The organism is Enterobacter sp. 148H3, from assembly GCF_034107425.1.
GTDB lineage: Bacteria > Pseudomonadota > Gammaproteobacteria > Enterobacterales > Enterobacteriaceae > Enterobacter > Enterobacter vonholyi.
In genome coordinates this window covers 175,654-201,361 of record NZ_JAWNEI010000005.1, presented here as the reverse complement: position 1 = coordinate 201,361, position 25,708 = coordinate 175,654, and the positions used below count along the sequence as shown (strand labels likewise).

Annotated in this window: 20 protein-coding genes and 1 riboswitch; of the genes, 16 read left to right on the top strand and 4 right to left on the bottom strand. The window is 57.5% G+C overall.

Annotation, left to right across the window (positions count from 1 at the left end):
- Nucleotides 1-45 precede the first annotated feature (45 nt).
- From sgrR to thiQ, 4 genes are all read left to right on the top strand, one after another.
- Entirely contained in the window at nt 46-1,701 is a 1,656-nt protein-coding gene (gene sgrR, locus USH94_RS09500) for an HTH-type transcriptional regulator SgrR (protein ID WP_111964052.1), read from the top strand.
- Nucleotides 1,702-1,737: 36 nt separating this feature from the next.
- Nucleotides 1,738-1,838, top strand: a riboswitch (TPP riboswitch).
- Between the two features lie 31 nt (nt 1,839-1,869).
- On the top strand, nt 1,870-2,853 hold the full coding sequence (thiB, locus tag USH94_RS09495) for a thiamine ABC transporter substrate binding subunit (RefSeq protein ID WP_111964053.1): 984 nt from the start codon (nt 1,870-1,872) through the stop codon (nt 2,851-2,853).
- A complete protein-coding gene (gene thiP / locus USH94_RS09490) occupies nt 2,829-4,439 on the top strand; it encodes a thiamine/thiamine pyrophosphate ABC transporter permease ThiP (RefSeq protein ID WP_111964054.1) in 1,611 nt (536 codons plus the stop codon). Before thiB ends, thiP begins: the two co-directional genes overlap by 25 nt.
- Nucleotides 4,423-5,124: a thiamine ABC transporter ATP-binding protein ThiQ gene (thiQ, locus tag USH94_RS09485; RefSeq protein WP_111964055.1), complete on the top strand. Its 702-nt coding sequence runs from the start codon at nt 4,423-4,425 to the stop codon at nt 5,122-5,124. The genes thiP and thiQ overlap by 17 nt, the downstream gene beginning before the upstream one ends.
- A gap of 44 nt (nt 5,125-5,168) precedes the next feature.
- Here the strand turns inward: thiQ and USH94_RS09480 are convergent, their stop codons facing one another.
- Both USH94_RS09480 and araC read right to left on the bottom strand, forming a co-directional pair.
- Entirely contained in the window at nt 5,169-5,936 is a 768-nt protein-coding gene (locus USH94_RS09480; protein ID WP_111964056.1) for a DedA family protein, read from the bottom strand.
- 128 nt (nt 5,937-6,064) lie between these two features.
- On the bottom strand, nt 6,065-6,910 hold the full coding sequence (gene araC, locus USH94_RS09475; RefSeq protein ID WP_023310373.1) for an arabinose operon transcriptional regulator AraC: 846 nt from the start codon (nt 6,908-6,910) through the stop codon (nt 6,065-6,067).
- Nucleotides 6,911-7,247: 337 nt separating this feature from the next.
- On the opposite strand from araC, the gene araB reads away from it, so the two are divergent.
- The 6 genes from araB (at nt 7,248) to rluA (ending at nt 17,353) form a co-directional block, all read left to right on the top strand.
- Nucleotides 7,248-8,957 carry a ribulokinase gene (gene araB / locus USH94_RS09470; protein WP_111964057.1) on the top strand — a complete coding sequence of 570 codons (1,710 nt, stop codon included), beginning with the start codon at nt 7,248-7,250 and terminating at the stop codon, nt 8,955-8,957.
- A gap of 10 nt (nt 8,958-8,967) precedes the next feature.
- Nucleotides 8,968-10,470: an L-arabinose isomerase gene (araA, locus tag USH94_RS09465; protein ID WP_111964058.1), complete on the top strand. Its 1,503-nt coding sequence runs from the start codon at nt 8,968-8,970 to the stop codon at nt 10,468-10,470.
- Between the two features lie 48 nt (nt 10,471-10,518).
- Complete coding sequence (gene araD, locus USH94_RS09460; RefSeq protein ID WP_111964059.1) at nt 10,519-11,214, top strand: L-ribulose-5-phosphate 4-epimerase; 696 nt, start codon at nt 10,519-10,521, stop codon at nt 11,212-11,214.
- Between the two features lie 74 nt (nt 11,215-11,288).
- Nucleotides 11,289-13,646, top strand: coding sequence for a DNA polymerase II (polB, locus tag USH94_RS09455; RefSeq protein ID WP_111964060.1), 2,358 nt, complete (start codon nt 11,289-11,291; stop codon nt 13,644-13,646).
- A gap of 128 nt (nt 13,647-13,774) precedes the next feature.
- Nucleotides 13,775-16,681: an RNA polymerase-associated protein RapA gene (gene rapA / locus USH94_RS09450; protein WP_111964061.1), complete on the top strand. Its 2,907-nt coding sequence runs from the start codon at nt 13,775-13,777 to the stop codon at nt 16,679-16,681.
- Nucleotides 16,682-16,693: 12 nt separating this feature from the next.
- Nucleotides 16,694-17,353 carry a bifunctional tRNA pseudouridine(32) synthase/23S rRNA pseudouridine(746) synthase RluA gene (gene rluA / locus USH94_RS09445; protein ID WP_111964062.1) on the top strand — a complete coding sequence of 220 codons (660 nt, stop codon included), beginning with the start codon at nt 16,694-16,696 and terminating at the stop codon, nt 17,351-17,353.
- A gap of 28 nt (nt 17,354-17,381) precedes the next feature.
- Here the strand turns inward: rluA and djlA are convergent, their stop codons facing one another.
- Entirely contained in the window at nt 17,382-18,197 is an 816-nt protein-coding gene (gene djlA, locus USH94_RS09440; RefSeq protein WP_008502016.1) for a co-chaperone DjlA, read from the bottom strand.
- A gap of 239 nt (nt 18,198-18,436) precedes the next feature.
- Between djlA and lptD the strand changes: the two genes are divergently transcribed.
- Genes lptD through apaH form a run of 6 tightly spaced genes read left to right on the top strand, consistent with a single transcriptional unit; the run spans nt 18,437 to nt 25,166 of the window.
- On the top strand, nt 18,437-20,788 hold the full coding sequence (lptD, locus tag USH94_RS09435) for an LPS assembly protein LptD (RefSeq protein WP_111964063.1): 2,352 nt from the start codon (nt 18,437-18,439) through the stop codon (nt 20,786-20,788).
- A gap of 53 nt (nt 20,789-20,841) precedes the next feature.
- A complete protein-coding gene (gene surA, locus USH94_RS09430; RefSeq protein WP_111964064.1) occupies nt 20,842-22,128 on the top strand; it encodes a peptidylprolyl isomerase SurA in 1,287 nt (428 codons plus the stop codon).
- The gene (gene pdxA / locus USH94_RS09425) at nt 22,128-23,114 is read left to right on the top strand and encodes a 4-hydroxythreonine-4-phosphate dehydrogenase PdxA (RefSeq protein ID WP_029740873.1); all 987 of its coding nucleotides are present in this window, start codon (nt 22,128-22,130) and stop codon (nt 23,112-23,114) included. The genes surA and pdxA overlap by 1 nt, the downstream gene beginning before the upstream one ends.
- Nucleotides 23,111-23,932, top strand: coding sequence for a 16S rRNA (adenine(1518)-N(6)/adenine(1519)-N(6))-dimethyltransferase RsmA (gene rsmA, locus USH94_RS09420; protein ID WP_023310362.1), 822 nt, complete (start codon nt 23,111-23,113; stop codon nt 23,930-23,932). The genes pdxA and rsmA overlap by 4 nt, the downstream gene beginning before the upstream one ends.
- 3 nt (nt 23,933-23,935) lie before the next feature.
- Entirely contained in the window at nt 23,936-24,313 is a 378-nt protein-coding gene (gene apaG / locus USH94_RS09415; protein WP_008502021.1) for a Co2+/Mg2+ efflux protein ApaG, read from the top strand.
- Nucleotides 24,314-24,317: 4 nt separating this feature from the next.
- A complete protein-coding gene (apaH, locus tag USH94_RS09410; RefSeq protein WP_111964065.1) occupies nt 24,318-25,166 on the top strand; it encodes a bis(5'-nucleosyl)-tetraphosphatase (symmetrical) ApaH in 849 nt (282 codons plus the stop codon).
- 39 nt (nt 25,167-25,205) lie between these two features.
- Here the strand turns inward: apaH and folA are convergent, their stop codons facing one another.
- On the bottom strand, nt 25,206-25,685 hold the full coding sequence (folA, locus tag USH94_RS09405) for a type 3 dihydrofolate reductase (protein WP_008502023.1): 480 nt from the start codon (nt 25,683-25,685) through the stop codon (nt 25,206-25,208).
- Nucleotides 25,686-25,708 lie beyond the last annotated feature (23 nt).

Sequence of the window (25,708 nt, the reverse complement as noted above, 5' to 3'; positions counted from 1 at the left end):
TAGGGATAAATAAATTGCTGGTTTTTTGTCAGGAGTTCCCCTTTTATGCCTTCCGGTCGTCTGCAACAACAGTTTATCCGCCTCTGGCAGTGCTGCGAGGGACAATCGCAGGAGACCACGCTCAACGAGCTGGCGGACCTGCTTAGCTGTTCCCGCCGTCATATGCGCACGCTGCTCAACACCATGCAGCAGCAGGGGTGGTTAAGCTGGGAAGCGGAAGCGGGACGCGGCAAACGTTCGCGGCTGACCTTCCTGTATACCGGACTGGCGTTGCAGCAGCAGCGCGCAGAAGATCTGCTCGAACAGGACCGCATCGATCAGCTGGTCCAGCTGGTGGGCGACAAGGCCGCCGTGCGCCAGATGCTGGTCTCCCATCTCGGACGCAGCTTTCGTCAGGGCCGACACATTCTGCGGGTGCTCTACTACCGTCCGATGAAAAATCTGTTGCCCGGCACGGCGTTACGCCGCTCGGAAACCCACATGGCCCGACAAATCTTCAGCGGCCTGACGCGCATAAATGAGGAAAACGGGGAACTGGAGGCGGATATTGCCCATCACTGGCAGCAGCTTTCCCCGCGCCACTGGCGCTTCTTCTTACGCCCCGGCATCCACTTTCACCACGGCCGCGAGCTGGAGATGCACGACGTCATCGCCTCTCTGGAACGCGCCCGCAGGCTGCCGCTCTACTCGCATATTTCGCGCATCCACTCCCCCACGGCCTGGACGCTGGACATTGAGCTGTCGCAGCAGGACAAGTGGCTTCCCTGGCTGCTGGGCTATGTACCGTCGATGATTTTGCCCGGCGAGTGGGAATCATTGAACAATTTTGCCAGCCTGCCGATTGGCACCGGGCCCTACTCCGTGTCCCGCAATAACAGCAACCAGCTGAAAATCCGCGCGTTCGATGACTACTTTGGCTATCGGGCGCTGATCGACGAAGTGAACGTGTGGGTATTGCCTGACCTCAATGAAGACCTGAGCTGCGGTCTGACGCTTGAAGGCCCCACCACCGGAGAAAAGGCCGTGGAGAGCCGCCTGGAGGAAGGATGCTACTATCTCCTGTTTGACCGCCGTACCCACCGCGGGGCAAACCAGGGCGTCCGCAAGTGGATCAGCCACGTGCTGTCCCCTTCCAATCTGATCTACCATGCGGAAGAGCAGTACCAGACATACTGGTTTCCGGCCTACGGCCTGCTTCCGCGCTGGCACCACGCCCGGCCGTCGCACTGCGACAAACCCGCAGGGCTGGAGTCCATCACCCTGACCTACTACCGCGAGCACGTGGAGCATCGTTTTATCGCGAGGATCATGACCCGCCTGCTGGCAGCCGAGGGGGTCAAGTTAGAGGTAAGAGAAGTGGACTATGACGAATGGCATCAGGGAGAGATCGCCAGCGATATCTGGCTCAACAGCGCTAATTTTACCCTGCCGCTCGATTTTTCATTATTTTCACATCTGTATGAAGTACCGCTGATCCAGCACTGCATCGATCGGGACTGGCAGCAGGACGCCGCCCTGTGGCGATCGGGCGAGATGAACCTTGCCGTTTGGTGCCAGCAGCTGCTGGCCGAGCAGGCGATCGTCCCGCTGATCCACCACTGGCTGATGATCCAGGGCCAGCGCAGCATGCGCGGCCTGCGGATGAACACCCTGGGCTGGTTTGATTTTAAATCCGCCTGGTTTGCGCCCCCGGAGCCATAACGCTTTCGTAATATTCACCAAATCATTACAATAGCGCCGTTCTCAACGGGGTGCTGCATCACAGATGTGCGCTGAGATAATACCCGTCGAACCTGATCCGGATAACGCCGGCGAAGGGATTTGAGGCTGTCGCTCAAAATCCTTTGCCACTCAACCCTGAGGTGCAAAGTGTTAAAAAAAGTTCTCCCCCTGCTGGCGCTGTTCGCGCTGCCTGCTTTTGCCAAGCCCGTCCTGACGGTCTACACCTACGACTCCTTCTCTGCCGACTGGGGCCCTGGCCCGGTTGTCAAAAAAGCCTTTGAAGCGGACTGCAACTGCGAGCTGAAGTTCGTGGCGCTTGAAGATGGCGTGTCGCTGCTCAACCGTCTGCGCATGGAAGGAAAAAACAGTAAAGCCGACGTGGTGCTCGGGCTGGATAACAACCTGCTGGAAGCCGCCTCGCAAACCAAACTGTTTGCCAAAAGCGGCGTCGCGGGAGATGCCGTTAACGTGCCGGGCGGCTGGAAGAACGACACCTTTGTGCCGTTCGACTACGGCTACTTTGCTTTTGTTTACGACAAAAATAAGCTGAAAAACCCGCCAAAAAGCCTGAAAGAGCTGGTGGAAAGCGACCAGAAGTGGCGCGTAATTTACGAAGATCCGCGGACCAGCACGCCGGGCCTGGGCCTGCTGCTATGGATGCAAAAGGTCTACGGGGATAAAGCACCGGAAGCATGGCAGAAGCTGGCCGCCAAAACCGTCACCGTGACCAAAGGCTGGAGCGAAGCCTACGGCCTGTTCCTCAAAGGCGAAAGCGACCTGGTGCTGAGCTACACCACCTCCCCGGCCTACCACATTATCGCCGAGAAGAAAGACAACTATGCAGCCGCAGATTTTGCGGAAGGGCACTATCTGCAGGTGGAAGTGGCCGCGCGTACCGCTGCCAGCAAACAGCCGGAGCTGGCCGAGAAGTTCCTGAAGTTTATGGTTTCACCGGCGTTCCAGAACGCCATTCCAGCGGGCAACTGGATGTATCCGGTTACTAACGTTGCGCTGCCCGCAGGTTTCGAGCAGTTGACCAAACCGAAAACCTCGCTGGAGTTTACGCCGCAGCAGGTCGCCGCGCAGCGTGCAGCATGGGTAAGCGAATGGCAACGCGCCGTCAGCCGTTGATTCCCGGCTGGTTACTTCCCGGGCTGCTCGCCGCCGCCGTGATGGTAGCGGTCAGCCTGGGGGCTTTTCTTGCATTGTGGTTTAACGCGCCAGAGAGCGACCTGCTCGCCCTCTGGCACGACAGCTACCTCTGGCACGTTATCCGGTTCTCCTTCTGGCAGGCGTCTCTTTCTGCCCTGCTGTCGGTGATCCCGGCTATTTTTCTGGCACGCGCTCTGTATCGACGGCGATTTCCCGGCAGGCAGGCCCTGCTGCGCCTGTGCGCCATGACGCTGATCCTGCCCGTGCTGGTGGCGGTATTTGGTATTCTGAGCGTTTACGGTCGTCAGGGCTGGCTGGCTTCACTGTTCGGTCAGCTTGGTCTGGAATGGTCATTCTCGCCTTACGGACTGCAGGGCATTCTGCTGGCGCACGTATTTTTCAATATGCCGATGGCAACGCGCCTCTTTTTGCAGGCGCTGGAAAATATTCCCGGCGAACAGCGTCAGATTGCCGCCCAGCTCGGCATGCGCGGCGTGTCGTTCTTCCGCTTTGTCGAATGGCCGTGGCTGCGCCGCCAGCTCCCGCCCGTGGCGGCGTTAATCTTCATGCTCTGCTTTGCCAGCTTTGCCACCGTGCTGTCACTCGGCGGCGGGCCGCAGGCCACCACCATTGAGCTGGCGATTTACCAGGCGCTGAGTTACGACTACGATCCCGGTCGCGCCGCGCTGCTGGCGATGGTGCAGATGGCGTGCTGTCTTGCGCTGGTGCTGCTGAGCCAGCGGCTGAGTAAAGCCATTCCCGCAGGTAGTCATCAAATAACCGGCTGGCGCGATCCGCAGGACAGCCTGCACAGCCGCATCAGTGATTTTATCCTGATCGCGCTGGCGCTTCTGCTACTGCTGCCGCCGCTGATGGCCGTTATTGTTGACGGACTGAACCTCAATCTCATGGCAGTCCTGCAACAGCCCGTTCTCTGGCAGGCCACCTGGACCTCGCTGCGTATCGCCCTCGCTGCCGGATTACTGTGCGTCCTCCTGACTATGATGCTGCTGTGGAGCAGCCGTGAGCTCTACGCCCGCCAGGCGCAAAAAGCCGGACAAATGCTGGAGCTGACGGGCATGCTGATCCTGGCGATGCCGGGCATCGTGCTGGCGACGGGCTTCTTTTTACTGTTTAACAGCACCTTCGGCCTGCCGGAAAGGGCCGATGGCATTGTGATTTTCACCAACGCCTTAATGGCCATCCCCTACGCGCTCAAGGTGCTGGAAAACCCGATGCGCGACGTCAACAGCCGCTACGGTTTGCTGTGTCAGTCGCTGGGCATGCAGGGCTGGCAGCGGCTGAAGGTAGTCGAACTGCGCGCGCTAAAACGCCCGCTGGCGCAGGCGCTGGCGTTTGCCTGCGTGCTCTCTATTGGAGACTTTGGCGTCGTGGCGCTGTTCGGCAATGACGATTTCCGCACGCTGCCGTACTGGCTTTATCAGCAAATCGGCTCTTACCGCAGTCAGGATGGCGCGGTTACCGCGCTGTTACTGCTGCTGCTGTGCTTTGCCTTATTTACCGTTATCGAAAAACTCCCGGGGCGTGATGTTAAAACTGACTGATGTAACCTGGCTCTATCAGCATCTGCCGATGCGCTTCACGCTCTCCGTTCAGCAGGGCGAGCGGATTGCGGTGCTTGGCCCAAGCGGTGCCGGGAAAAGCACCTTGCTCAATTTGATCGCCGGCTTTCTGCAACCTGCCAGCGGGTCGATAGCCATCGATAATCGTGATTTCACCAACGCCCCTCCGGCTAAACGTCCTGTGTCGATGCTGTTTCAGGAAAATAACCTCTTCACCCATCTGACGGTGCGGCAAAACATCGCGCTGGGAATGCATCCGGGGCTCAGGCTTAACGATGCCCAACGCGAAAAACTTGAAGTGATTGCCGGACAGATGGGGATCACCGAATTTATCGACAGGCTGCCGGGCGAGCTCTCCGGCGGCCAGCGTCAGCGCGTGGCGCTGGCGCGTTGTCTGGTGCGCGAGCAGCCGCTTCTGCTGCTGGATGAGCCCTTCTCGGCGCTCGATCCCGCGCTGCGTCAGGAGATGCTCGCCCTGGTGCAGGAGGTCTGCCAGCGCCAGCAGCTGACGATGCTGATGGTTTCGCACAGTATTGAGGATGCAGCACGGATTGCGCCGAGATCGGTGGTCGTTGCCGAAGGGCGGATTGCATGGGATGGGAAGACGGAAGAGCTGCTCAGTGGTCAAGCGGGGGCGTCTTCACTGTTGGGCATTCGTGCGGTCTGATGCCCTCACCCCGGCCCTCTGCCACTGGGAGAGGGCAATAGTCCTTAACGACTGACCACTTTTAATAAAATCTCACCGTACACCGGCATCAGCGGGTGACGAATCAGCGCGACCAGGGCTACCGCAGCCACACCCAGCGTCAGCGGGGCCAGCCAGAGCAGGCGAGTACGCGGGAGGTAGCGCGTCAGGCGATCGACACTGGCTTTCGCGCTGCGCCACAGTCGCCAGCAGAGCCAGACCGCCAGCCACAGCAGCAGCGCCGTGCCCAGCAGCAACCACTTAAACTCACCGCTTTGCATACCGTCAGGAATATCGATGGCCGCGCCTGCGAGGATCCCCGGCAGGAAGTAGAACGGCGGCCAGAAGACGCAGCCGATAATGTTCGGCACCACGAATTTCGCGACGGGCAGATCCAGCATCCCGGCCACCATCGGCACCAGCGGACGCGTTGGCCCGACAAAGCGCCCGACGAGGATAGTAAACATGCTGTGCTGATGCAGCGCATGCTCGGTTTTATCCAGCAAGGCTTTGTTCTTTTTCATGAACGACCAGCGGTGCAGCGGCTTTTTAAAGCGCCAGCCCAGCCAGAAGGAGATCCAGTCGCCAAGCAGGCAGCCGATAATCCCGGCCAGCCACGCCTGCCAGAAATTAACCTCGCCGCTGCCAATCAGCGCACCAAGCCCTGCCATCATTACGGTGCCGGGCAGGATTAACCCGACGAGCGCCAGTGATTCCAGAAACGCCACCAGCGCCACGGCGATGAGCGAGTACATAACGGACTGGGTAATAAAGTGTTCCAGCAATGCCTGCATAACTATTCCGGTCAGAAAACGAATCAGCGATTCTGCTTAGCGCCCCGCACCGCGTCAAGGCAACAATTGTCTGAATAGTTTACAGGTTGCTTTCCGCATTCACCTGTTTGTTTATCTTTTTTTACCGATTATTCACATCCCGCGCGGAATTCACTCGGGCTGGCACCGGTGCATTTTTTAAATACCCGGGAGAAATAGAGCTGGTCCTCAAAGCCCACGTTGCGCCCCACGGTGGCAATGGGCATCCGGGTGGTGCTGAGCAACAGTTTCGCCTGGCTGATGCGCTGATCTTCACGCCAGCTCAATACGCTGACGCCCAGCTGCTGGCGGAACAGATGCGACAGCCGCGACGGCGACAGGCAGACGTGCTGAGCAACGCTGGCGATATCAAACTGGCTATCGGCCAGGTGGTCGCTGATGTACTGGCAGGCGTCACGCACGCGGTTATCCAGCGGCGGGTTAAGCGACTCGTTAATCGCCTCCATCCGTCGCAGCAGCAGCTGTTCAAGGAGGTTTATCGCCAGCAGTTCGGCATAGCGACCACCGGCCTGCCCCGCCTCGATAATCTGGGCAAAAAGCTCGCGAAACTGCGCAAGATGAACCTCGTCCGGGCGATAAAAACCGGTGTGCGCAAAAATTGCTGGCCAGGAAAGCCACTCCTGCCAGTAGGCGCGCGGACGGAAGTAAACCCACTGGTGATACCACTCTTTGGCATCAGGATGACGGCCATAGTGGTGGATCTCACCCGGCGGGAACAGCAGGATATCCCCCGGGCGGCAGACAAACTGCTGGTCACCGTTCTTGATGATTCCTTCCCCTCGCACGGTGAGGTTGAGGATATACCCTTTCATCCCAAGCGGTCGGTCGACGTAAAAGTCGAGATATCCCTCAGCCTCGATAGGGGTCAGTCCCGCCACAAGGTGCGCGTTAAACGAGTATCCCGGCAGCAGGGGATCGTTTTGCGTTTCGGCCATAGATTCAGTTCTCCCAAGGGTCCTGAAGGAAACCAATTGTCCATATCACTAAAAGCAGCTTAAAAATGGCCCGCGTAAAGATCTAAAAAGCATCACGCCGCTTTTACGTCCGCCATGTTTCAGCCTTTCCCCCTGATTTCTTCGCCAGAGCAAGCAGATAACCAGTAACAAAAGTGTCTATAACTGCGGCAGAAATGTCCACATTGAATATTTGCACGGCGTCACACTTTCCGTTGTAACAGCAATTTAGTCCATAAGATTAGCGGATCCTGCCTGACGACTTTTTCCCCCAGTCTCTAATGTTCTTCCATACCTGTTTTTTCGATGGAGCAACACCATGGCAATTGCGATTGGCCTCGATTTTGGCAGCGATTCGGTTCGCGCGCTGGCAGTGGACTGTACGTCCGGCCAGGAGATAGCAACCAGCGTTGAGTGGTACCCGCGCTGGCAAGAGGGGCGCTACTGTGATGCGCCGAACAACCAGTTCCGCCACCACCCGCGTGACTATATCGAGTCGATGGAAGCGGCGATCAAAACCGTCCTGGCCGAACTGACTGACGCCCAGCGAGCTGAGATTGTGGGGATTGGCGTCGACAGCACCGGCTCCACGCCAGCCCCTGTGGATGCCGAAGGACGCGTGCTGGCGCTGCGCCCGGAGTTTGCCGACAACCCGAACGCCATGTTCGTGCTGTGGAAAGACCACACCGCCGTGGAAGAGGCCGAAGCCATTACGCGCTTATGCCATCAGCCCGGCAAAACAGACTACTCGCGCTACATCGGCGGGATTTACTCCAGCGAATGGTTCTGGGCCAAGATCCTCCACGTCACCCGTGCCGACGACTCCGTTGCGCAGGCTGCCGCGTCATGGGTTGAACTGTGCGACTGGGTGCCTGCCCTGCTCTCCGGCACCACCCGCCCGCAGGATATCCGCCGCGGTCGCTGCAGCGCCGGGCATAAATCCCTGTGGCATGAAAGCTGGGGCGGCCTGCCGCCTGCCGCGTTCTTTGATGAACTCGACCCGATTATCAACAAGAGCCTGACATACCCGCTGTTTACCGACACCTTCACCGCCGATGTTCCCGTCGGCACCCTCTGCGAAGAGTGGGCAACGCGCCTCGGTCTGCCGCAGAACGTGGCGATCTCTGGCGGCGCCTTTGACTGCCATATGGGCGCCGTGGGCGCGGGCGCACAGCCAAACACGCTGGTCAAAGTCATCGGGACTTCCACCTGCGACATCCTGACGGCGGATAAAGCCACCGTCGGCGACCGTGCGGTGAAAGGCATCTGCGGACAGGTTGACGGCAGCGTGGTGCCGGACTTCATCGGCCTTGAAGCCGGTCAGTCCGCGTTTGGCGATATCTACGCCTGGTTTGGCCGCGTGCTGGGCTGGCCGCTGGACCAGCTGGCGGCGGCGCATCCTGAACTGAAAACACAGATAGCCGAGAGCAAAAAGCAGCTCCTGCCGCAGCTCACCGAAGCCTGGGCAAAAAATCCTTCTCTCGATCACCTCCCGGTGGTGCTGGACTGGTTTAACGGCCGTCGTACGCCGTTCGCCAACCAGCGTCTGAAAGGGGTGATCGCGGATCTCAACCTGGCAACCGACGCGCCTGCGCTGTTCGGCGGCCTGATTGCCGCAACGGCCTTCGGCGCCCGCGCGATTATGGAGTGCTTCACCGGGCAGGGCATCGACGTGAATAACGTGATGGCTCTGGGCGGTATTGCCCGTAAAAACCCGGTGATCATGCAGGCCTGCTGCGACGTGCTGAACCGTCCGCTTCAGATTGTGGCCTCCGATCAGTGCTGCGCGCTGGGCGCGGCGATTTTTGCCGCCGTGGCCGCAGGGGTCCATGCGGATATCCCGACCGCGCAGCAGCATATGGCGAGCGCTGTCGAAAATACGCTCCAGCCGCGTGCCCAGCAGGCACAACGCTTTGAACAGCTTTATCAGCGCTACCAGCAATGGGCAAAAAGCGCCGAACTTCACTATCTCCCTGTCGCCGCCCCGGCCAAAAGCACCGCGGACACTACGGCAACCCTGACCCATTAAGGACACGATGATGACCATTTTTAATAACTATGAAGTGTGGTTTGTGATTGGCAGCCAGCATCTGTACGGACCGGAAGCGCTGCAGCAGGTGACAAAACACGCGGAGCACGTCGTTAACGCGCTGAATGCGGAAGCCAAGCTGCCGTGCAAACTGGTGCTGAAACCGCTGGGCACAACGCCGGACGAAATCACTCACATCTGCCGCGACGCCAACTACGACGATAAATGCGCCGGTCTGGTGGTGTGGCTGCACACCTTCTCCCCCGCAAAAATGTGGATCAACGGCCTGTCTATCCTCAACAAACCGCTGCTGCAGTTCCACACCCAGTTCAACGCCTCCCTGCCGTGGGACAGCATCGACATGGACTTTATGAACCTGAACCAGACCGCGCACGGCGGCCGCGAGTTCGGCTTCATCGGCGCGCGTATGCGTCAGCAGCATGCGGTGGTCACCGGCCACTGGCAGGATGGCAAAGCGCAACAACGTATCGGCTCCTGGATGCGCCAGGCGGTCTCTAAGCAGGATACCCGCCACCTGAAAGTGGTGCGTTTCGGCGACAACATGCGTGAAGTGGCGGTCACCGACGGCGACAAAGTGGCCGCGCAGATCAAGTTCGGCTTCTCCGTAAATACCTGGGCCGTGGGCGACCTGGTGCAGGTGGTGAATGAAATCAGCGACGGCGACGTGAGCGCGCTGGTGGACGAGTACGAAAGCAGCTACCGCCTGACGCCTGCGGCACAAATCAACGGCGATAAGCGCCAGAACGTGCTGGACGCGGCGCGCATCGAGCTGGGCATGAAGCGCTTCCTGGAACAGGGCGGCTTCCACGCTTTTACCACCACCTTTGAAGACCTCCACGGCCTGAAACAGCTTCCGGGCCTGGCGGTACAACGTCTGATGCAGCAGGGCTACGGCTTTGCGGGCGAGGGCGACTGGAAAACTGCCGCTCTGCTTCGCATCATGAAGGTGATGTCGACCGGTCTGCTGGGCGGCACCTCCTTTATGGAGGACTACACCTACCACTTCGAAAACGGCAACGACCTGGTGCTCGGCTCGCACATGCTGGAAGTCTGCCCTTCCATCGCGGTAGAGGAAAAACCGATCCTGGACGTGCAGTACCTCGGTATTGGCGGTAAAGCCGATCCGGCGCGTCTGATCTTCAACACCCGCACGGGCCCGGCCATCAACGCCAGCCTGATCGATCTCGGCGATCGTTTCCGCCTGCTGGTGAACTGCGTCGATGCGGTTGAAACCCCACATTCTCTACCGAAACTGCCGGTCGCCAACGCCCTGTGGAAAGCACAGCCGGATCTGCCGACCGCTTCAGAAGCCTGGATCCTCGCAGGTGGCGCGCACCACACCGTCTTCAGCCACGCGCTGGATCTGAACGACATGCGTCAGTTTGCCGAGCTGCACGATATCGAACTGACCGTCATTGATAACGATACCCGCCTGCCCGCCTTCAAGGACGCGCTGCGCTGGAACGAAGTCTATTACGGTTCAAAACGCTAAAGCACGTAATGCCCGGTGGCGCTGCGCTCGCCGGGCAGGGAGACAACCATGTTAGAAGATCTCAAACGTCAGGTACTTGAAGCCAACCTGGCGCTTCCAAAGCATAACCTGGTGACCCTGACCTGGGGCAACGTCAGCGCCGTTGACCGGGAAAAAGGGGTATTCGTGATCAAGCCTTCGGGCGTGGATTACACGGTGATGACCGCAGAGGATATGGTCGTGGTCAGCATCGAAACAGGTGAAGTTGTGGAAGGAAACAAAAAACCGTCCTCCGATACGCCGACCCACCGCCTGCTGTACCGCTCATTCCCGACCATCGGCGGTATCGTGCATACCCATTCACGCCATGCCACCATCTGGGCGCAGGCGGGCCAGTCCATCCCGGCGACCGGCACCACCCACGCGGACTACTTCTACGGCACCATTCCCTGCACGCGTCTGATGACCGATGCAGAAATCAACGGCGAGTATGAGTGGGAAACCGGCAACGTGATCGTTGAAACCTTCGAAAAACGGGGAATCGACGCGGCGCAAATGCCCGGCGTGCTGGTGCACTCCCACGGCCCGTTTGCCTGGGGGAAAAACGCAGAAGACGCGGTGCATAACGCCATCGTGCTTGAAGAGATCGCCTATATGGGGATCTTCTGTCGCCAGCTGGCGCCGCAGCTGCCGGATATGCAGCAAACCCTGCTGGATAAGCATTACCTGCGCAAGCACGGCGCGAAGGCCTACTACGGGCAGTAAACTGTATATAAACCCAGCATTAAAATCTTAACCAGGCTATAATCAGGCCTGGTTTTGTTTTCTGGGATAACGGCGTGGCGCAGGCGCAAGAAGGCTTTTTACTAACCCGACACTGGCGGGATACCCCTCAGGGCACCGAGGTCGCGTTCTGGCTGGCGACGGATAACGGTCCGCTGCACGTTACGCTCCCGCCGCAGGAATCCGTGGCTTTTATTCCGGAAGCGCACGTCGAAAAAGTGAAAGAGCTGCTGCGCGGCGAAAGCGGCTGGCGCATCACTCCGCTTGAGCTGAAAGATTTCCACCGTCAGCCGGTTTACGGCCTCTACTGTCGCGCCCATCGTCAGCTGATGCGCTATGAAAAACTGCTGCGCGAAGCAGACGTGACGCTCTACGAAGCGGATATCCGCCCACCGGAACGCTTTCTGATGGAGCGGTTTATTACCGCGCCCGTCTGGGTGGACGGCACCGCGCATAACGGCAGCCTCGTTAACGCGCGGCTGAAGCCGAACCCGCACTACCGCCCGCCGCTGAAGTGGGTATCACTGGATATCGAAACCACCCGCCACGGCGAACTGTACTGCATTGGCCTGGAAGGCTGCGGCGATCGGGTTGTCTATATGCTCGGGCCGCCGAATGGTAATGCCTCCGCGCTGGATTTCCGGCTTGAGTACGTCAACAGCCGCCCGCAGCTGCTGGAGAAGCTTAACCAGTGGTTTGCCGACTACGATCCCGACGTCCTGATCGGCTGGAACGTGGTGCAGTTCGATCTGCGCGTGCTGCAAAAGCACGCCGAGCGTTACCGCATTCCGCTGATGCTTGGCCGCGGCAACAGCGAGCTGGAATGGCGCGAGCACGGTTTTAAGAACGGCGTCTTCTTCGCCCAGGCGAACGGTCGCCTGATTATCGACGGCATTGAGGCGCTGAAATCCGCATTCTGGAACTTCTCTTCATTCTCCCTCGAAGCGGTTGCGCAGGAGCTGCTTGGTGAAGGTAAATCCATCGACAACCCCTGGGACAGAATGGACGAGATCGACCGGCGCTTTAACGAAGACAAGCCCGCGCTCGCCACCTATAACCTGAAAGACTGCGAGCTGGTCACGCAGATATTCCATAAAACCGAGATTATGCCGTTCCTGCTGGAGCGCGCGACGGTGAACGGCCTGGCAGCTGACAGACACGGCGGCTCCGTGGCGGCTTTCAGCCACCTCTATTTTCCGCGGATGCACCGGGCAGGATACGTCGCCCCCAACCTTGGGGACGTGCCGCCGCAGGCCAGCCCCGGCGGATATGTCATGGACTCCCGGCCAGGATTGTATGACTCCGTTCTGGTGCTGGACTACAAAAGCCTCTACCCGTCGATAATTCGCACCTTCCTGATCGACCCCGTCGGGCTGGTGGAAGGCCTGGCCCAGCCGGATGATGAGCACAGCACCGAAGGCTTCCTCGGCGCACGTTTTTCGCGGGAAAAACACTGCCTGCCTGAAATCGTGGGAAACATCTGGCACGGCCGCGATGAGGCCAAGCGCCACGGCAACAAGCCGCTATCGCAGGCGCTGAAAATCATCATGAACGCCTTTTACGGCGTGCTGGGCACCAGCGCCTGCCGCTTCTTTGACCCGCGTCTGGCGTCGTCGATCACCATGCGCGGACACGAGATCATGCGCCAGACTAAAGCGCTGATTGAGTCCCGGGGCTATGACGTCATCTACGGCGACACGGACTCCACCTTTGTATGGCTTAAGGGTGCGCATTCCGAAGACGATGCCGCGCAAATCGGCAAAGCGCTGGTTGCCTTCGTGAACGACTGGTGGCAGGAACATCTGCAGAAAGCGCGCTTAACCAGCGCGCTGGAGCTTGAATTTGAAACCCATTTTGCCCGCTTTTTAATGCCCACCATCCGCGGTACCGATCAGGGCAGCAAGAAGCGCTACGCCGGGCTAATTCAGGAAGGCGACGCGCAGCGGATGGTCTTTAAAGGGCTGGAGACGGTACGTACCGACTGGACGCCGCTGGCGCAGCAGTTCCAGCAGACGCTTTATCTGCGGGTATTCCGCAATGAGCCGTATCAGGACTACGTGCGCGAGACGATAGCCAGCCTGATGGCGGGCGAACTTGACGCGCAGCTGGTGTACCGCAAGCGTCTGCGCCGTCCGCTGGCGCAGTACCAGCGTAACGTTCCTCCTCACGTCCGCGCCGCGCGTCTGGCAGATGAAGAAAACGTCCGCCGCGGCCGCGCGCCGCAGTATCAGAACCGGGGGACCATCAAATACGTCTGGACGATTAACGGCCCGGAACCGGTGGATTATCAGCACTCGCCTCTGGATTATGAACACTATCTGACGCGTCAGCTTCAGCCGGTTGCCGACGGAATTTTGCCCTTCATCGACGATGATTTTGCTACACTGGTTACAGGGCAACTTGGCCTATTTTGACGCGTGACGAAATGGCTGCCATCCAGTACCATAGCGCCCTTTCCATTCCCGGACCCATTTTTCGATGACCGTTTTTTCTGACGGTAGTCGAACTATTGCCTGCAATTAAAGATTAGAGCCGAACAACTATGCCTTTTACACTTGGTCAACGCTGGATCAGCGATACAGAAAGCGAACTTGGATTAGGAACCGTCGTAGCAATCGATACGCGTATGGTTACCCTCCTCTTCCCTGCCACCGGTGAAAACCGTCTGTACGCTCGCAATGACTCCCCTGTAACCCGCGTGATGTTTAATCCGGGTGACACCGTGACCAGCCATGACGGCTGGCAGCTCAAGATTGAAGACGTAAAAGAAGAGAATGGACTGCTCGCCTACATCGGGACTCGCCTGGACACCGACGAGTCAAATGTCATCCTGCGTGAAGTGTTGCTCGACAGCAAGCTGGTGTTCAGCAAGCCGCAGGACCGCCTGTTTGCCGGGCAAATCGACCGTATGGATCGCTTCTCCCTGCGCTATCGCGCGCGTAAGTTCCAGAGTGAACAGTACCGCATGCCGTGGAGCGGTCTGCGCGGCCAGCGCACCAGCCTGATCCCCCACCAGTTGAACATCGCCCATGACGTGGGCCGTCGTCACGCGCCGCGCGTGCTGCTGGCAGATGAGGTGGGGCTGGGTAAAACCATTGAAGCGGGCATGATCCTGCATCAACAGCTGCTTTCCGGCGCTGCCGAACGCGTGCTGATTGTGGTGCCAGAAACCCTGCAGCACCAGTGGCTGGTTGAAATGCTGCGCCGCTTTAACCTGCGTTTCTCCCTGTTCGACGACGAACGCTATGCCGAAGCGCAGCATGATGCGGACAACCCGTTTGAAACCGAACAGCTGGTGATCTGTTCCCTGGACTTCGTGCGCCGCAGCAAGCAGCGTCTAGAGCACCTGTGCGATGCCGAGTGGGATCTGATGGTGGTCGACGAAGCGCACCACCTGGTCTGGAGCGAAGACGCGCCGAGCCGCGAATATATGGCTATCGAGCAGCTTGCCGAGCGCGTGCCTGGCGTCCTGCTGCTGACCGCAACGCCGGAACAGCTGGGTCTGGAAAGCCACTTCGCCCGTCTGCGCCTGCTCGATCCAAACCGTTTCCACGACTTCGGGCAGTTTGTGGAAGAACAGAATAACTACCGTCCGGTTGCGGATGCCGTCGCGCTGCTGCTGGCGGGCAAGCGTCTTTCTGATGATGAACTCAACACCCTGAGCGATCTGATTGGCGAGCAGGATATCGAGCCGCTGCTGCAGGCCGCTAACAGCGACAGCGAAAACGCGGAATCCGCGCGTAAAGAACTTATCGACATGCTGATGGATCGCCACGGCACCAGTCGCGTGCTGTTCCGTAACACCCGTAACGGCGTCAAAGGCTTCCCGAAACGCGAGCTGCACACCATCAAGCTGCCGCTGCCGACGCAATATCAGACGGCCATTAAAGTTTCCGGCATTATGGGCGCGCGCAAAACGCAGGAAGAGCGCGCTCGCGACATGCTCTACCCGGAACAAATCTACCAGGAATTTGAAGGCGATACCGGCACCTGGTGGAACTTCGATCCGCGCGTAGAGTGGCTGATGGGCTACCTGACCGCGCACCGTTCCCAGAAGGTGCTGGTGATCTGCGCCAAGGCGGCCACCGCGCTGCAGCTGGAGCAGGTCCTGCGCGAGCGCGAAGGCATTCGCGCCGCCGTGTTCCACGAAGGCATGTCCATCGTTGAACGCGACCGCGCCGCAGCGTGGTTTGCCGAAGAGGACAGCGGCGCTCAGGTTATGCTGTGCTCTGAAATCGGTTCTGAAGGCCGTAACTTCCAGTTCGCCAGCAACCTGGTGATGTTCGATCTGCCGTTCAACCCCGATCTGCTGGAGCAGCGTATCGGCCGTCTGGACCGTATCGGTCAGGCCCATGATATTCAGATCCACGTGCCATATCTGGAAAAAACGGCCCAGTCCGTGCTGGTGCGCTGGTTCCACGAAGGTCTGGACGCGTTTGAACATACCTGCCCGACGGGCCGCACCATTTACGATCAGGTGCATGGCGATCTGATCGGCTACCTGGCCGCGCCGGAAAACACCGACGGCTTTGACGAGCTGATTAAGTCCTGTCGTGAGAAGCACGACGCGCTAAAAGCGCAGCTGGAACAGGGCCGCGACCGCCTGCTTGAGATCCACTCCAACGGCGGTGAAAAAGCGCAGGCGCTTGCCGAAAGCATTGAAGAACAAGATGATGACACCAGTCTGATCAGCTTCTCCATGAACCTGTTCGACATCGTCGGCATCAACCAGGACGACCGCGGCGAGAACCTGATTGTCCTGACCCCGTCCGATCACATGCTGGTTCCGGATTTCCCGGGCCTGCCGGAAGATGGCTGTACCATCACCTTCGAGCGTGATGTGGCGCTGTCCCGCGAAGATGCCCAGTTTATCACCTGGGAACACCCGCTGATCCGTAACGGGCTGGACCTGATCCTCTCCGGCGATACCGGCAGCAGCACCATCTCCCTGTTGAAGAACAAGGCGCTGCCGGTGGGTACCCTGCTGCTGGAGCTGATCTACGTTGTGGAAGCGCAGGCGCCGAAACAGCTGCAGCTCAACCGCTTCCTGCCGCCAACGCCTGTCCGCCTGCTGCTGGACAAAAACGGTACGAACCTGGCGGGACAGGTTGAATTCGAGAGCTTCAACCGACAGCTGAGCGCGGTGAACCGCCATACCGGCAGCAAGCTGGTTAACGCGGTCCAGCAGGACGTGCATACCATTCTCCAGCAGGGTGAAACCCAGATTGAAAAAGCGGCCAGAGCGCTGATTGACGCCGCGCGCAGTGAAGCCGACGAGAAACTGTCTGCAGAGCTGTCGCGTCTGGAGGCGTTGAAGGCCGTGAACCCGAACATCCGTGACGACGAGCTGGCGGCGATTGAAAGCAACCGTCAGCAGGTGCTGGAAAGCCTGGATCAGGCAAGCTGGCGCCTGGATGCCCTGCGTCTTATCGTTGTGACGCATCAGTAAACGGAGCGCAAGATGGTGATGGAGCCGTACAATCCGCCGCAGGATCCCTGGCTGGTCATTCTGTATCAGGATGAACACATTATGGTGGTCAACAAGCCCAGCGGGCTGTTGTCCGTGCCGGGGCGTCTGGACGAGCACAAAGACAGCGTGATGACGCGCATTCAGCGTGATTATCCTCAGGCGGAGTCTGTCCATCGCCTGGACATGGCGACCAGCGGCGTGATTGTGGTGGCGCTGAACAAAGCGGCGGAACGCGAGCTGAAGCGCCAGTTCCGCGAGCGCGAGCCGAAGAAGCAGTATGTCGCCCGCGTCTGGGGTCACCCGGCGCAGGGCGAAGGGCTGGTGGATTTACCGCTGATCTGCGACTGGCCGAACCGGCCAAAGCAGAAGGTGTGTTATGAAACCGGCAAGGCCGCGCAGACCGAGTATGAAGTGCTTGAGTACGCGCCGGATAATACCGCGCGCGTCCTGCTAAAGCCGATTACCGGACGCTCGCATCAGCTGCGCGTGCATATGCTTGCGCTGGGTCATCCGATTCTGGGCGACAGGTTTTACGCGCCGCCTGAAGCGCTGGCCTTAGCGCCACGTCTGCAGCTGCACGCGCAGACGCTCACCATCACCCATCCGGCCTTCGGTAACGCGATGACGTTTAAAGCCCCGGTGGACTTCTAAAAAAAAAACCGACATCGTCGGGCTTTTTCTATTTGAAACCTTTCTTCTCTTTAATCAGTTCGTACGCTTTCTGAATTTCCTGCGCTTTTTGCTTCGCCATCTCCATCATTTCTGGCGGTAAGCCTTTCGCGACCAGTTTATCCGGATGATGTTCGCTCATGAGCTTACGATAGGCACGTTTAATTGTGGTCTGATCGTCAGAGGGCTTAACGCCAAGCACATTGCAGGCATCTTCCAGCGTCGGACCACGCTGCGCCTGCTGCCAGGCACCGCCGGACGACTGCTGGTGATAGCCACCGCCAAACTGTGCCCCGCCCTGCATCATGCGCAGGAACTGGTCGAACTGCATACGGGAGATGCCCAGCTCTTCCGCAATGACGTACAGCACGTCACGTTCATTAGGGTGTAGTGAACCGTCCGCGAAGGCCGCCTGGATTTGAATTTCCAGAAACATCCGAATTAAATCAAAACGTCCAAAACAGATGCTGCGGAACTGACGCATTTTTTCGCGAAGCGGATAGTTATCGGATTTCCCGATGCGAAACGCATTTTGCGCTTCCAGACGGGAGTCGCCGTGCAGGTTCATGCGATCCATAAAAACGCTGGCAATCTGAATATCGGCTTCTGTGACACGCCCTTTGGATTTGGTTAAGTGCCCCATGACCTCAAAGGTGGTGGAGAAAAAGAGTGACTGACGCTCGCGCTGATTGGCAAACCAGGCCATTTTGCGGCTGCGCGCCTTATCAAACATATGGCCAATAATAAGCCCCAGCACAATTCCCCAGAACCCGGCACCCATGATGATGGCGAACGCAACGCCGATTATTTTACCCCAATACTGCATATACTCCCCGGATAGTCATATTCCTTGCCGACGCAACGTCATCATCACTGTGTTCAAGTCACGGTCAATTGAAGGACATCGCCTATAATTTGCTTTATCATACTCGTCATTCGATAGCGAGCCTAACACTCTGGCACGCAAACGGGCAGGATTAACGCTGGTACTGCGCAGATGAGTAAGATAGTCTCTGAGCGTTTATAAGCCGTAGCCACTGATGACGGAACAATAAAATACAACGTATGAAAAAACGTATCCCCACCCTCCTGGCCACAATGATTGGCTCCGCCCTGTACAGTCAACAGGGTCTGGCGGCCGATCTCGCCTCGCAGTGTATGCTTGGCGTCCCAAGTTATAATCGCCCACTGGTGAGTGGCGATACAAATAGCTTGCCGGTAACTATTACTGCCGACAGTTCAAAAGGGACTTACCCTGACAATGCCACGTTTACGGGCAATGTCGATATTAACCAGGGCAATAGCCGCCTGCAGGCAGATGAAGTGCAGCTGCACCAGAAACAACCGGAAGGTGCGGCCGAGCCGGTACGAACGGTGGATGCGCTGGGTAATGTGCACTATGACGACAATCAGGTCATCCTGAAAGGTCCGAAAGCCTGGTCAAACCTGAATACGAAAGATACCAACGTCTGGAAAGGTGATTACCAGATGGTGGGTCGCCAGGGGCGCGGTGACGCAGACCTGATGAAACAGCGCGGTGAAAACCGCTATACGATCCTGGAAAACGGTACGTTCACGTCATGTCTGCCGGGTTCAAATACCTGGAGCGTGGTCGGGAGCGAGGTTATCCATGACCGCGAAGAACAGGTCGCAGAGATCTGGAACGCCCGCTTCAAGCTGGGTCCGGTGCCCATATTCTATAGCCCTTATCTGCAGCTTCCCGTGGGTGACAAACGTCGCTCCGGTTTCCTGATCCCGAATGCCAAATACAGCACCACGAACTACTTTGAGTTCTACCTGCCGTATTACTGGAACATCGCGCCAAACATGGATGCGACGATCACGCCGCACTATATCCACAAGCGCGGCAACATCATGTGGGAGAACGAGTTCCGCTATCTGACCCAGGCTGGTGCGGGTCTGATGGAGCTGGATTATCTGCCGTCGGATAAAGTTTTCCAGGACGAGCATCCAACCGAAGGCGATAAGCACCGCTGGATGTATTTCTGGCAGCATTCCGGGGTGATGGACAAGGTCTGGCGTTTCAACGTCAACTACACCAAAGTCAGTGACCCGAACTACTTCAATGATTTCTCATCCAAATACGGTTCGAGTACCGATGGTTATGCCACACAGATTTTCAGCGTTGGCTACGCGGTTCAGAACTTCGATGCGACGGTAACCAACAAACAGTTCCAGGTATTCTCCAGCCAGACGGCAAGTACCTATGGCGCCGAACCTCAGCTGGACGTTAACTGGTACCAGAATGACGTGGGTCCGTTCGACACTCGTATTTATGGCCAGGCCGTGCATTTTGTGAACACCAATTCTAATATGCCGGAAGCCACCCGTGTTCACCTGGAGCCCGTTATCAACTTGCCATGGTCGAATGACTGGGCAAGCCTGAATACGGAAGCCAAGCTGATGGCGACCCATTATCAGCAAAAAAATATTGATGATTACAATACCAGCAACAACGCCCATCTTGAGGAATCCGTAAACCGTACGCTTCCGCAGTTCAAAATGGACGGTAAGCTGATCTTCGAACGCAATATGGCACTTCTGGCGGATGGCTATACCCAGACGCTGGAGCCACGTATGCAGTACCTGTACGTGCCTTATCGCGACCAGAGCAACATCAATAACTACGACTCCTCGTTACTGCAATCTGACTATAGCGGCCTGTTCCGCGATCGTACCTACGGCGGCCTTGACCGCATCGCCTCAGCGAACCAGTTAACGACCGGGGTCACATCGCGCGTTTATGATGACGCTGCCGTTGAACGTTTTAACGTTTCTGTTGGTCAAATCTACTATTTCACCGAGTCTCGCACGGGCGATGACAATATTAAGTGGGAGAAAGATAACAAGACAGGTTCGCTGATTTGGGCTGGTGACACCTACTGGCGTATGACCGATCGTTGGGGTCTGCGCGGCGGCGTCCAATATGACACCCGTCTCGACAATATCGCCAACAGTACGGCGGCGATTGAGTATCGCCGGGATGAAGATCGTATGGTGCAGTTGACCTATCGTTATGCCAGCCCGGAATATATTCAGGCGACGCTACCGAACTATGGTACTGCCGAGCAGTATAAAGACGGTATTTCGCAGGTGGGTGGCGCAGCGAGTTGGCCAATCGCCGACCGCTGGTCAATCGTAGGCGCTTACTACTTCGATACTAACGCCAATAAAGCTGCTGACCAGATGGTTGGTCTGCAATATAACTCCTGCTGTTACGCGCTGCGTCTCGGCTACGAACGTAAGCTTAACGGCTGGAACAGTGAAAACAATCAGAGCAAATACGATAACGTGATTGGCTTTAACTTCGAGTTACGCGGCCTGAGTTCCAACTACGGCCTGGGTACGCAGAAAATGCTGCGCTCGAATATTCTGCCGTACAGTAGCGCCTTGTAATGTGCTTGATTTGCAACGTAATCCGCTTTGCGGTTAATTGAAATGGAAAAAGTATGAAGAACTGGAAAACGCTGCTGCTCGGTGTCGCTATGGTTGCGAATACCAGCTTCGCCGCCCCCCAGGTTGTTGATAAAGTCGCTGCTGTGGTTAACAACGGCGTCGTGCTTGAAAGTGACGTTGACGGTCTGATGAAATCGGTGAAGCTCAATTCGGGTGAAGCCGGTCAACAGCTTCCGGATGACGCCACGCTGCGCCACCAGATCCTGGAGCGTCTGATCATGGATCAGATCGTTCTGCAGATGGGGCAGAAAATGGGTGTGAAGATCACTGACGAGCAGCTCGATCAGGCGATCGCTAACATCGCGAAGCAGAACAATATGTCTTTAGACCAGATGCGCAGCCGTCTAGCCTATGACGGCATCAGCTACGCCACCTACCGTAATCAGATCCGTAAAGAGATGCTGATTTCGGAAGTGCGTAACAACGAAGTGCGTCGCCGCGTGACTATCCTGCCTCAGGAAGTAGACGCGCTGGCAAAACAGGTGGGTAACCAGAACGATGCGAGCACAGAGCTGAACCTGAGCCACATCCTGATCCCACTGCCAGAGAACCCAACTTCCGATCAGGCTGCGGAAGCTGAAAGCCAGGCGCGTTCTATTGTCGAACAGGCGCGTAACGGCGGAGACTTTGGCAAGCTGGCTATCACCTACTCCGCTGACCAACAGGCGCTGAAAGGCGGCCAGATGGGCTGGGGACGTATTCAGGAGCTGCCATCCATCTTTGCCCAGGCCCTGAGCACGGCGAAGAAAGGGGATATCGTGGGTCCAATCCGTTCAGGCGTGGGCTTCCACATTCTGAAGGTGAACGATCTGCGTGGTCAGAGCCAAAATATCTCCGTCACCGAAGTTCACGCTCGCCACATTCTTCTGAAACCGTCACCGATCATGACTGACGATCAGGCGCGTGCGAAGCTGGAACAGATTGCAGCAGACATTAAGAGCGGTAAAACCTCTTTTGCGAAGGCAGCAAAAGAGTTCTCGCAGGATCCAGGCTCTGCTAACCAGGGCGGCGATCTGGGCTGGGCGGCTGCGGATATTTACGATCCTGCCTTCCGCGATGCGTTGATGAAGCTGAACAAAGGCCAGATCAGTTCGCCGGTCCACTCTTCGTTTGGCTGGCATCTGATCGAACTGATGGACACCCGTAACGTTGATAAAACGGATGCGGCACAGAAAGACAGAGCCTACCGTATGCTGTTTAACCGTAAGTTCTCTGAAGAAGCAGCCACCTGGATGCAGGAACAACGCGCCAGCGCATACGTGAAAATTCTGAGCAACTAATGAAACAGCATCGTGTTGTGATCACGCCCGGCGAACCCGCCGGGATTGGGCCTGACCTCGTTGTCCAGCTCGCCCAGCGCAGCTGGCCTGTAGAACTGGTTGTCTGCGCCGATGCAACACTGTTACAAGACCGGGCAACGCTGCTCGGTCTGCCTTTAACGCTTATCCCTTACGTTGAAGGCCAACAGCCTGCACCGCAGCAAGCCGGTACACTCACCCTTCTTTCTGTTCCCCTTCGTACGCCGGTTATTCCGGGCCAGCTCAGCACGGAAAACGGCCACTATGTCGTGGAAACCCTGGCGCGCGCCTGCGACGGTTGCCTGAAGGGCGAATTTGCCGCCCTGATTACCGGTCCCGTCCATAAAGGCGTCATCAACGAAGCGGGTATACCGTTTACGGGGCATACGGAGTTCTTCGAAGAGCGCTCACATAGCCCGAAAGTGGTGATGATGCTGGCGACGGAGGAAATGCGCGTTGCGCTGGTGACCACCCATCTGCCGATCAAAGCCATTCCGGATGCGATCACTCCTGAACTCCTGCGCGAAATCATCGGGATTTTGCACCACGATCTGCAGACAAAGTTTGGGATACCGCAGCCGCATGTGCTGGTCTGTGGCCTGAATCCGCACGCCGGCGAAGGCGGGCACATGGGCACCGAAGAGATCGACACCATTATTCCGGTGCTCAACGAAATGCGGGCGAAGGGGATGAACCTCAGCGGGCCGCTCCCTGCAGATACTCTTTTCCAGCCGAAATACCTGGATAATGCCGACGCCGTGCTCGCGATGTACCACGATCAGGGCCTGCCCGTGCTAAAATACCAGGGCTTTGGCCGCGGGGTGAATATCACCCTCGGTTTACCCTTTATTCGAACGTCCGTTGACCATGGTACTGCGCTGGATCTGGCAGGCCAGGGGAAAGCGGATGTCGGCAGTTTTATTACGGCGCTTAATCTCGCCATCAAAATGATTGTTAATACTCAATGACTAATCGAGTCCATCAGGGCCACTTAGCCCGTAAACGTTTCGGGCAAAACTTCCTTAACGATCAGTTCGTGATCGAAAGCATTGTCTCGGCTATTAATCCGCAAAAAGGTCAGGCGATGGTCGAAATCGGCCCGGGTCTTGCCGCGCTGACCGAGCCGGTAGGCGAACGCCTTGACGAGCTGACCGTCATCGAACTGGACCGCGATCTGGCCGCTCGCCTGCAAACGCACCCGTTCCTCGGGCCGAAGCTGACCATCTATCAGCAGGACGCCATGACCATGAACTTTGGCGAACTGTCGGAAAAAATGGGCCAGCCGCTGCGCGTCTTCGGCAACCTGCCGTACAACATCTCCACGCCGCTCATGTTCCACCTCTTTAGCTATACTGATGCCATTGCCGACATGCACTTCATGTTGCAAAAAGAGGTTGTTAACCGTCTGGTTGCAGGCCCGAACAGTAAAGCGTATGGTCGTTTAAGCGTGATGGCACAATATTACTGCAACGTGATCCCGGTACTCGAAGTACCACCGTCAGCGTTCACACCACCACCTAAAGTGGATTCAGCGGTTGTGCGCCTTGTACCGCACAAAACGAAACCGTATCCGGTTAAAGATCTGCGTGTACTGAGCCGCATTACCACTGAAGCCTTTAACCAGCGTCGTAAAACGATCCGTAACAGCCTCAGCAATTCCTTTACCGTTGAGGTGTTAGCCGAACTGGGAATCGACCCGGCAATGCGTGCGGAGAACATTTCCGTAGAGCAATACTGCAAGCTGGCTAATTACATCAGCGATAATGCGCCGCCGAAGGAGAGTTAAGCCATGATTGATTCGCCCCGCGTATGTGTCCATGTACAAAGCGTCTATGTTGAATCACAGTCATCACCAGACGAAGAACGTTTTGTCTTTGCTTACACCGTGACCATTCGCAATCTGGGGCGGACGCCCGTGCAGCTGCGCGGACGCTACTGGCTTATCACCAACGGCAATGGCCGCGAAATCGAAGTTCAGGGTGAAGGTGTGGTCGGTGAACAGCCCCACATCGCCCCTGGTGAAGAGTACCAGTACACCAGCGGCGCGGTGATTGAAACGCCGATGGGTACGATGCAGGGCCATTATGAAATGGTCGATGTCGATGGCAATGATTTCCGCGTTGCCATTCCCGTGTTCCGTCTCGCCGTAACCACACTTATTCATTAATCTAATGTCTACATATCTGATTGGCGACGTTCACGGTTGCTACGATGAACTGATCGCATTATTAAAACAGGTCGACTTTACGCCAGAGCAGGACACGCTCTGGCTGACGGGCGATTTAGTCGCGCGTGGCCCCGGCTCCCTTGAAGTATTACGTTTCGTCAAATCGCTGGGCGACAGCGTCCGCATGGTGCTGGGCAATCACGATCTGCATCTGCTGGCGGTATTCGCCGGGATCAGCCGCAACAAACCTAAAGATCGCCTCACTCCGCTGCTGGATGCGCCGGACGCGGACGATCTGATTAACTGGCTTCGCCGTCAGCCGCTGCTGCAGGTCGACGAGGAGAAAAAGCTGGTCATGGCGCATGCCGGGATCACCCCGCAATGGGATCTTGAGACGGCGAAAACCTGCGCGCGCGACGTTGAGGCGGTGCTGGCAAGCGACTCGTATCCTTTCTTCCTCGATGCCATGTACGGCGATATGCCGAACCACTGGAGCGAGGATCTCAGCGGTCTGGCCCGTCTACGCTTTATCACCAACGCCTTTACCCGCATGCGCTTCTGCTTCCCGAACGGACAGCTGGACATGTATTCCAAAGAGACGCCGGAAAGTGCGCCCGCTCCGCTGAAACCGTGGTTTGCCATTCCGGGGCCGGTGACAAGCGAGTACAGCGTGGTATTTGGTCACTGGGCGGCACTGGAAGGAAAAGGAACGCCGGAAGGGATTTACGGTCTGGATACCGGATGCTGCTGGGGCGGAGAGTTAACCTGCTTGCGCTGGGAAGATAAAGCTTACTTTGTGCAGCCGTCCAACCGACAGCTGGACTTAGGAGAAGGCGAGGCCGTCGCCTCCTGATACGCTATTCCCTCTCCCGGCCGGGAGAGGGAAAATCACTTAACGACGTTCCAGAATCTCGAAGCAGTAGCTATGGGAGTTCTGTGCATCCGCGTCGTGGAATTCACTGAATACCGATTCCCACTCGTCCGGATCGTAGTCCGGGAAATGAGTATCCCCTTCCACTTCTGCATCAATGTGGGTCAAATACAGCTTCTGCGCTTTTGGCAGGAACTGCTCGTACACGCGCCCACCGCCGATCACCATGATCTCTTCGGCATTGCCGCATGCAGCAATCGCCTCGTCGACTGATTTAACCCATTCGACGCGATCGTCAGTGCCCGGCTGGCTGCTGATAACGATATTCTTACGGCCCGGCAATGGACGACCAATCGACTCCCAGGTCAGGCGGCCCATCACTACCGGCTTGTTTAACGTAGTACGTTTAAACCATGCGAGATCGGCAGGCAGGTTCCACGGCATGGCATTTTCCATACCGATAACGCGGTCCACCGCCAGCGCTGCAATCAGACTGATCATTGAAAATTTCCCGGATGCAAAAA

Bases quoted from the DNA above. Each gene is read 5' to 3' on its own strand.
- rapA (WP_111964061.1), top strand. From the start codon at position 13,775: ATGCCTTTTACACTTGGTCAACGCTGGATCAGCGATACAGAAAGCGAA.
- sgrR (WP_111964052.1), top strand. From the start codon at position 46: ATGCCTTCCGGTCGTCTGCAACAACAGTTTATCCGCCTCTGGCAGTGC.
- araD (WP_111964059.1), top strand. From the start codon at position 10,519: ATGTTAGAAGATCTCAAACGTCAGGTACTTGAAGCCAACCTGGCGCTT.
- apaH (WP_111964065.1), top strand. From the start codon at position 24,318: ATGTCTACATATCTGATTGGCGACGTTCACGGTTGCTACGATGAACTG.
- araA (WP_111964058.1), top strand. From the start codon at position 8,968: ATGACCATTTTTAATAACTATGAAGTGTGGTTTGTGATTGGCAGCCAG.
- araC (WP_023310373.1), bottom strand. From the start codon at position 6,910: ATGGCCGAAACGCAAAACGATCCCCTGCTGCCGGGATACTCGTTTAAC.
- rluA (WP_111964062.1), top strand. From the start codon at position 16,694: ATGGTGATGGAGCCGTACAATCCGCCGCAGGATCCCTGGCTGGTCATT.
- araB (WP_111964057.1), top strand. From the start codon at position 7,248: ATGGCAATTGCGATTGGCCTCGATTTTGGCAGCGATTCGGTTCGCGCG.
- lptD (WP_111964063.1), top strand. From the start codon at position 18,437: ATGAAAAAACGTATCCCCACCCTCCTGGCCACAATGATTGGCTCCGCC.
- apaG (WP_008502021.1), top strand. From the start codon at position 23,936: ATGATTGATTCGCCCCGCGTATGTGTCCATGTACAAAGCGTCTATGTT.
- folA (WP_008502023.1), bottom strand. From the start codon at position 25,685: ATGATCAGTCTGATTGCAGCGCTGGCGGTGGACCGCGTTATCGGTATG.
- djlA (WP_008502016.1), bottom strand. From the start codon at position 18,197: ATGCAGTATTGGGGTAAAATAATCGGCGTTGCGTTCGCCATCATCATG.
- USH94_RS09480 (WP_111964056.1), bottom strand. From the start codon at position 5,936: ATGCAGGCATTGCTGGAACACTTTATTACCCAGTCCGTTATGTACTCG.
- thiP (WP_111964054.1), top strand. From the start codon at position 2,829: ATGGCAACGCGCCGTCAGCCGTTGATTCCCGGCTGGTTACTTCCCGGG.
- surA (WP_111964064.1), top strand. From the start codon at position 20,842: ATGAAGAACTGGAAAACGCTGCTGCTCGGTGTCGCTATGGTTGCGAAT.
- rsmA (WP_023310362.1), top strand. From the start codon at position 23,111: ATGACTAATCGAGTCCATCAGGGCCACTTAGCCCGTAAACGTTTCGGG.
- pdxA (WP_029740873.1), top strand. From the start codon at position 22,128: ATGAAACAGCATCGTGTTGTGATCACGCCCGGCGAACCCGCCGGGATT.
- thiQ (WP_111964055.1), top strand. From the start codon at position 4,423: ATGTTAAAACTGACTGATGTAACCTGGCTCTATCAGCATCTGCCGATG.